The 5,699-nt window shown below is 58.7% G+C and carries 6 protein-coding genes; 1 reads left to right on the top strand and 5 read right to left on the bottom strand.

Annotated features, from left to right (window positions below; all coding sequences use genetic code 11):
• Positions 1 to 456: 456 nt before the first annotated feature.
• From tag to HY308_06905, 4 genes are all read right to left on the bottom strand, one after another.
• On the bottom strand, positions 457 to 1,119 hold the full coding sequence (gene tag, locus HY308_06890) for a DNA-3-methyladenine glycosylase I (GenBank protein MBI3898007.1): 663 nt from the start codon (positions 1,117 to 1,119) through the stop codon (positions 457 to 459).
• A 168-nt stretch (positions 1,120 to 1,287) separates the two neighbouring features.
• Positions 1,288 to 1,749, bottom strand: coding sequence for a cupin domain-containing protein (locus HY308_06895; GenBank protein MBI3898008.1), 462 nt, complete (start codon positions 1,747 to 1,749; stop codon positions 1,288 to 1,290).
• Positions 1,746 to 2,501, bottom strand: a complete 756-nt coding sequence (locus tag HY308_06900) for a sigma-70 family RNA polymerase sigma factor (protein MBI3898009.1) — start codon at positions 2,499 to 2,501, stop codon at positions 1,746 to 1,748. Before HY308_06900 ends, HY308_06895 begins: the two co-directional genes overlap by 4 nt.
• Positions 2,502 to 2,567: 66 nt before the next feature.
• Positions 2,568 to 3,422, bottom strand: a complete 855-nt coding sequence (locus HY308_06905; GenBank protein ID MBI3898010.1) for a DUF4198 domain-containing protein — start codon at positions 3,420 to 3,422, stop codon at positions 2,568 to 2,570.
• Between HY308_06905 and HY308_06910 the strand changes: the two genes are divergently transcribed.
• Positions 3,412 to 4,572: a HupE/UreJ family protein gene (locus HY308_06910; GenBank protein MBI3898011.1), complete on the top strand. Its 1,161-nt coding sequence runs from the start codon at positions 3,412 to 3,414 to the stop codon at positions 4,570 to 4,572. The two genes, HY308_06905 and HY308_06910, sit on opposite strands and share 11 nt — an antisense overlap.
• Before the next feature lie 81 nt (positions 4,573 to 4,653).
• Here HY308_06910 and HY308_06915 read toward each other — a convergent pair whose 3' ends face one another.
• Positions 4,654 to 5,034: an RNA-binding protein gene (locus HY308_06915; GenBank protein ID MBI3898012.1), complete on the bottom strand. Its 381-nt coding sequence runs from the start codon at positions 5,032 to 5,034 to the stop codon at positions 4,654 to 4,656.
• Between the last annotated feature and the right edge of the window lie 665 nt (positions 5,035 to 5,699).

Here is a 5,699-nt window from a genome sequence, read left to right on the forward strand (position 1 = left end):
ATTGGGCCGAGCCGCATGCGACCATTAGCCCGAGCGGAACGCGGATTATGTTCGCGAGTTCGTGGGGGGATAGTCGGCCGGATGGGCAGCATCCGGTGGTGAATGTGTATGTGGTGGAGTTGCCGGGGTATAAGCCGTAACTCAGTAAGTCAGTAAGAGATCGATCGGGCGGGCACCCAAAGTGCCCGCCCTAATTTTTTGTGCAGTCGTCGTTGTTCTAAACTCCCATCCCGTTAATTCGGCGAATGACGTAACCGTAAGCCACCCCCCCCTCCCCTTGCGGGAGAGGGGCCGGGGGAGAGGGGGAGTCATGCAAAATAGTTCGTACGTTTTCCCCTCTCCCTTTCCTCTCCCGCAAGCGGAGAGGGAGACGCGTGGATAAACTTTGGATAAGTTTTTTGGGGTGAAGTAATGGAACGGAGTACTAGTGACGCATCGAGAATTGCGGTGGTATGTCTAGATGCGTTTCGGTCGCGGTGCTCGATAACGAAAACAATCGGTGGTGTGATCGTTGACCATGCCGACAGCTTGCATGAACGCGTAACAAATGGTCGAGCCGACGAAGCGCAAGCCGCGTGTTTGTAGATCGCGGCTCAATGCATCGGACTCCGCTGTGCGTGCCGGCAATGTGCGCATCGACGACCAGTGATTAACGATCGGCCGATGGCGGACGAACTTCCAGACATAACGATCGAAGCTACCAAACTCTTCCTGCACCGCTAAAAATGCGCGCGCATTGCTGACGGTCGACTCGACCTTCAACCGATTGCGAACGATGCCTTCGTTCTTTAGCAACCGCTCGATCCGGCGCCGGTCATAGCGGGCGACGCGTTCGACGTCGAAGTTGTCGAACGCGTGGCGATACGCTTCGCGTTTGCGCAAAATCGTGATCCAGCTCAGGCCGGCTTGTGCGCCCTCGAGAATCAACAATTCGAACAACTGTCGGTCGTCATGTACCGGCACGCCCCACTCGCGATCGTGATAGTGCCGGTAAAGCGGGTCGCCGCCGTCGGCCCAGGCACAGCGCGGCTTCAATGCCGCCTTGAGATCGGCTTTGATCGCGACCGGTAGTCTTTTCCAATCCAGGTCGCGCAGCGCGCCCTCGATCGCATAAATCATATTGAGCGTTACTGGATAACCGTGCGCTTTGAGCAGCTTGTAAATACCAATGGCACCGAGCTTTTCCAAATCGCGGCGCGTGCGCACGCCGACGGCATTCAACCATTGCTCGGAGGTAGGCCCTAAATTTCGTAGCTGCGACAGCGTAATCGACGGCATGCGACCGGCTTACGGGCAGGCGAACGGATAATCGTCGACCGAAGCGCGCAGGTAAACGATGACGCCGGTGCGCGTGCTGGCTTGCGGGTGCACGACGTCGGTTGTGGCCATGTGGTAGTCGCCGGTGCGCAGTGTTAGATCGCCCATGCTGAATTCGCCCTCGAGCACCAGGCATTCTTCGTGCGCGTGATGCGGATGGCTCGGCAAGCTCGCGCCCGGTTGCGCCCGCAACAGGAACGACACCATGCGTGTGGCGCTGTCGTGATGCAGGGTTTTTACGTCGACGCCGGGCAGCACCGTTTTCCACGGGCCGTCGTTGATGCGCGACGTGCGTGCGGTAGAAGTCCGTGCAGCGGCGACACGGTCGAGCACTTTCGCGCGCAGCGTTGCCGGCGGTTGTTGCGGTGTGATGGCACCGAGCAGTGGCGTCAGCAGTTCTTCGGGTAGGTCATCATCGCGCCGTTGGCTCATGCCGATTCCTCCGGCGTCATTGCCATCGGTAGTAATTGTTCGCGCAGTGCTTGCATCGATCGGCGCAACAAGCTTTTGATAGTCCCCAGCGGCATATGCGTATGTTCGGCGATTTCTTGGTGGCTCATGCCTTGGAAGAACGCCAATGACAGCAGTTGTTGTTCCTTGTCGTTCAATGTCGCCAGCGCCGCGCGCACGCGCGAGTCGCGCTCGAACGCGAGTAACAAATCGAGCGGGCTGTCGTCGTTGCGGTAGAGGTCGGGTCGCAGGTGGTCCGGCTCGGCATGGGTCTCGGCTTTATCGCGTTGGCGCAGATGATCGAGCGCACGGCTGCGGCAGATGGTGAGCAACCAGGCGAGCACGCGGCCGCGAGCGGCGTCGTAGCGCGCCGCTTGTTGCCAAGCCTGGAAGTACACATCCGACATGACTTCCTCCGCCGCGCGTGTATCGCGCGTGATCCGTAGCGCCAACGCGTAAGCGCGTGCCGCTGTTGCATCGTAGAGCTGGGCGAGAGCTGCTTCATCGCCGCCAGCCATTCGTGTCAGCAGCGCACCGAGCGCCTCTTGTTCAGCCGGTACGTTGCTGGTTGTTGCCGAAGTCTTACCCTCATTCATGGCGGCATTATAAGAGCTTTGTGGCGGAAATTTCGGCGGCAACAATGCTGCGCCGGCATCGGCCGCCGTACGGTAACGGTAAATACCTTGGATTCGATTGGCCCATGGTGATCCCAGCGTCAAAAAGGCGGATGTCATTCCTCTACTACGCTGTCGGCGGGCGATTGGATGCAGCATGCATCTAATTGCCGCCGGCGTTCGTAGTTAAGGCGATGGTAACTGGAACGTGACCGACGCCCATAGGCTTTCCCAATCGGCGCCCGAGTCCGCCGGCGCCGGCACCATATGTACCGCGGTTACCAACCAAATGCCGGCGCGCGGCAGGGTTAAGGTCGCGTGCCCACGACGGTCAGTGCGGACTTTCAGCTTTTCCAGCGGCGCGTCTTTGGTAAAGGCGACGACCAGCGCGCCTTCGAGTGGTTGGTTCTCGTAGATCAGTTGCAGCGGTAGTGCCGCGCCGGGCTTGAGCCGATATGGGTTGGCGCCGGCGATTAGCTCCAGGCGAAAGCCGAGGCGTCGATCGAGCGCGTTGCCTTGAACGGCACCGGCATAGAGCAACGATTTGGCGGCGCGTGAAAAAATTTCGGGAATATTCTTGTCGCGCTTGCCGAGTTTTAGCCGCAGTGGCTTGATGCGTTCCAAGCCTTCTTTATCGAGATAGGCTTCGAAATCCGCCAGCGTGGCGAAGCTGACTGGCGACGGATTACTGCGGTAGCCGACGACGATTGGGCCGGGCGCTGTCACCCGCACGCGTCCGGCCGGATCGTCGCCGGCGGCCCCGAGTACCGGCTGCTCGCCGGCCGGGCCGACGTAGATATAACGTTCGAACAGTTCCGGCAAATAGATGAGCGACTCGCCGTTGAAGTTTTGGCCGACCAGCAAGCGCAGCGGAACTTCGCTGTTGATGTCCGGGCGAAAGTGCGCCGGCTCGATCCAAAAATCGTGCGCGTGCGCGCTATGAGCAAGCAGCAACGTCGCCAGCAACGCGAATTGTCGATACGCTTTTTCGTTAAACTGGCGCCGGCCGAAGTGGGAGAGAATGCTAAGCATGAGTGACACGATGCAATCGATGGTGAAGGTGGGAAAGCATATCACGAGGTCGATAGCGTGCTGGATGATCGCCATGCTCGTCGCTGTGCCGGCCGATGCCCACGAAGTTCGGCCGGCAGTGGCGAACGTGACGGTTACCGATACGCAATACACGATCGAATTGACGGCCAATATCGAAGCGTTGATCGCCGGTGTCAGCCCGCGGCACAAAGATACCAACGAGTCGCCGAATGCACAGACCTACAATAGTTTGCGCGCATTACCGGCGGGCGCGCTGCAAACGCGCCTGACGGCATTCGCACCGACGTTGCTCGACGGCATCCGTATCGAGTTCGATGGTGCGCGTGTGACGCCGCGTTTGCTCGGTGTCGATATTGCCGCACCGGGTGATCTATCGTTGTCGCGTTCCAGCCGTGTGCACCTGCAAGGCGACGTGCCCGCCGGTGCACGAAGCTTGCGTTGGTCATACGCCGCCGAATTCGGTCCCAGCGTGCTCCGGCTGAAGCGTGCGCAGGACGCTGAAGTTACGGCGGTATGGCTCAAGCAAGGCGCCGCTAGCGAACCGCTGCCGTTGCGCGGAAGCATTGCGCCGAAGACGCGCTGGCAAGTGGTATGGCAATACCTGACGCTCGGATTCACTCATATCTTGCCGAAGGGGCTCGATCACATCCTGTTCGTGCTCGGATTATTTTTATTGAGCACGCGCTTAAAACCGTTGCTGCTGCAGGTGACGGCGTTCACGGTCGCGCATTCCATCACGCTCGGCCTGACGATCTACGGCGTATTCTCATTGCCGCCGTCGATCGTCGAGCCGCTGATCGCTGTATCAATCGTTTATGTGGCGGTCGAAAATATTTTTACGTCGACGCTGCATGCTTGGCGGCCATTGGTCGTGTTCGGTTTCGGTTTGTTGCACGGGATGGGCTTCGCCGGTGTGTTACAAGAAATCGGTCTGCCGCGTTCGGAATTTTTGACCGCGCTCGTTACCTTCAACATCGGCGTCGAACTCGGTCAGATGAGCGTGATCACGCTGGCGTTTTTAGCGGTCGGTGCCTGGAGTCGAAGCGCGGGCTGGTACCGCCAGCGCGTGGTGGTGCCGGCATCGATGGCGATTGCGGCGGTTGGGTTGTACTGGACGATACAACGCGTTGTTGGGTAAACGCAGCGACGATGGCGAGAAGGCGAAGGACAATCACGCAGCGAGCACCCGGTGCTCGCTGCAGTGAAACAGAACCGCTGCTCAGGAAGCGCGGTTGTGGGCGGGTGATTCGTACGGCGGATTGAGCGGATTGACCCCGGTGAAGTGGCGGCGCCGTTCCGTGCTCTGACGCCGCTCGCTTTTCAGCCCGGCGCTGCGACCGGCGCGCCGATCGCGCTTCGCCCGATAAACGCATTCGCGCACTTTAATCAAACGACCGCGCAACGGCGCCAAGTGCAATTCCTCGATGGCCTCGCGCGCCGCTTTTTCCGGTACTAAATAAACTTGGCCCAGACCAGCCGTTTTACCGGTACGTGTATCGGTAACAACGGCGGCATCGATGATCGTGCCATAGCCGGAGAAGGCGCGGCGCAAATCACCGGCGGTGATCGAGCCGTCTAAATTCGAAATGAAAATGTTCATGTCGACTCCTCATTAAGGATCCGGCCATTCTCGGCAAATGAATTCGCTCTCGCAAGTACCACAACCCAATCCCATATGCCTGATGCGCATTATGCGCCGTTAGTCGGAGACAGGCGGACGTGTTTGTCATTTCGTATCGTGAGTCGCTGAAAATAGCGGTTGTGTATGCATCACTACGGCAACAATTTGTTGCGTTAACGGCCGCCGGTTCGAGGGGTGTTATGTAAAGGAGGGTTCCGCTGGACCGTCATAAACCGTGTGCGGATCTCCAGCACTTACGACGTTCAGTAGCAGACGACGATGAACTCGATGAAGCTCGAAGAGTTTCTCGGCGAAGCGCTGGAAACCGAAATCGGTGGCCTATAAATTTATGAGATGGCAATCGAGTGCGCGCAGAATGCGAAGTTGCGTAAGGAATGGAAACGTTAGCTAGTGTCCTGAGTCGAATGGCACTTACTTAAGGAGGTCGCGATTGTAGGATGGGCGTAGCCCATCAAGATATGACAACGATGGGCTGCGCCCATCCTAATGCAATGGACTCCACCCCCTTACTCAACGGCGTCACAATGCGCCAAGCGGGTTGAATCGGTCAACGCGCTATCGTCAGGAGGTGGAGCCCAGATGAATACTAACGCAGCGGTGATCGGATTGGATATTGCCAAGAA

The sequence above is a fragment of the Gammaproteobacteria bacterium genome (assembly GCA_016199745.1).
Lineage (GTDB): Bacteria > Pseudomonadota > Gammaproteobacteria > Acidiferrobacterales > Sulfurifustaceae > JACQFZ01.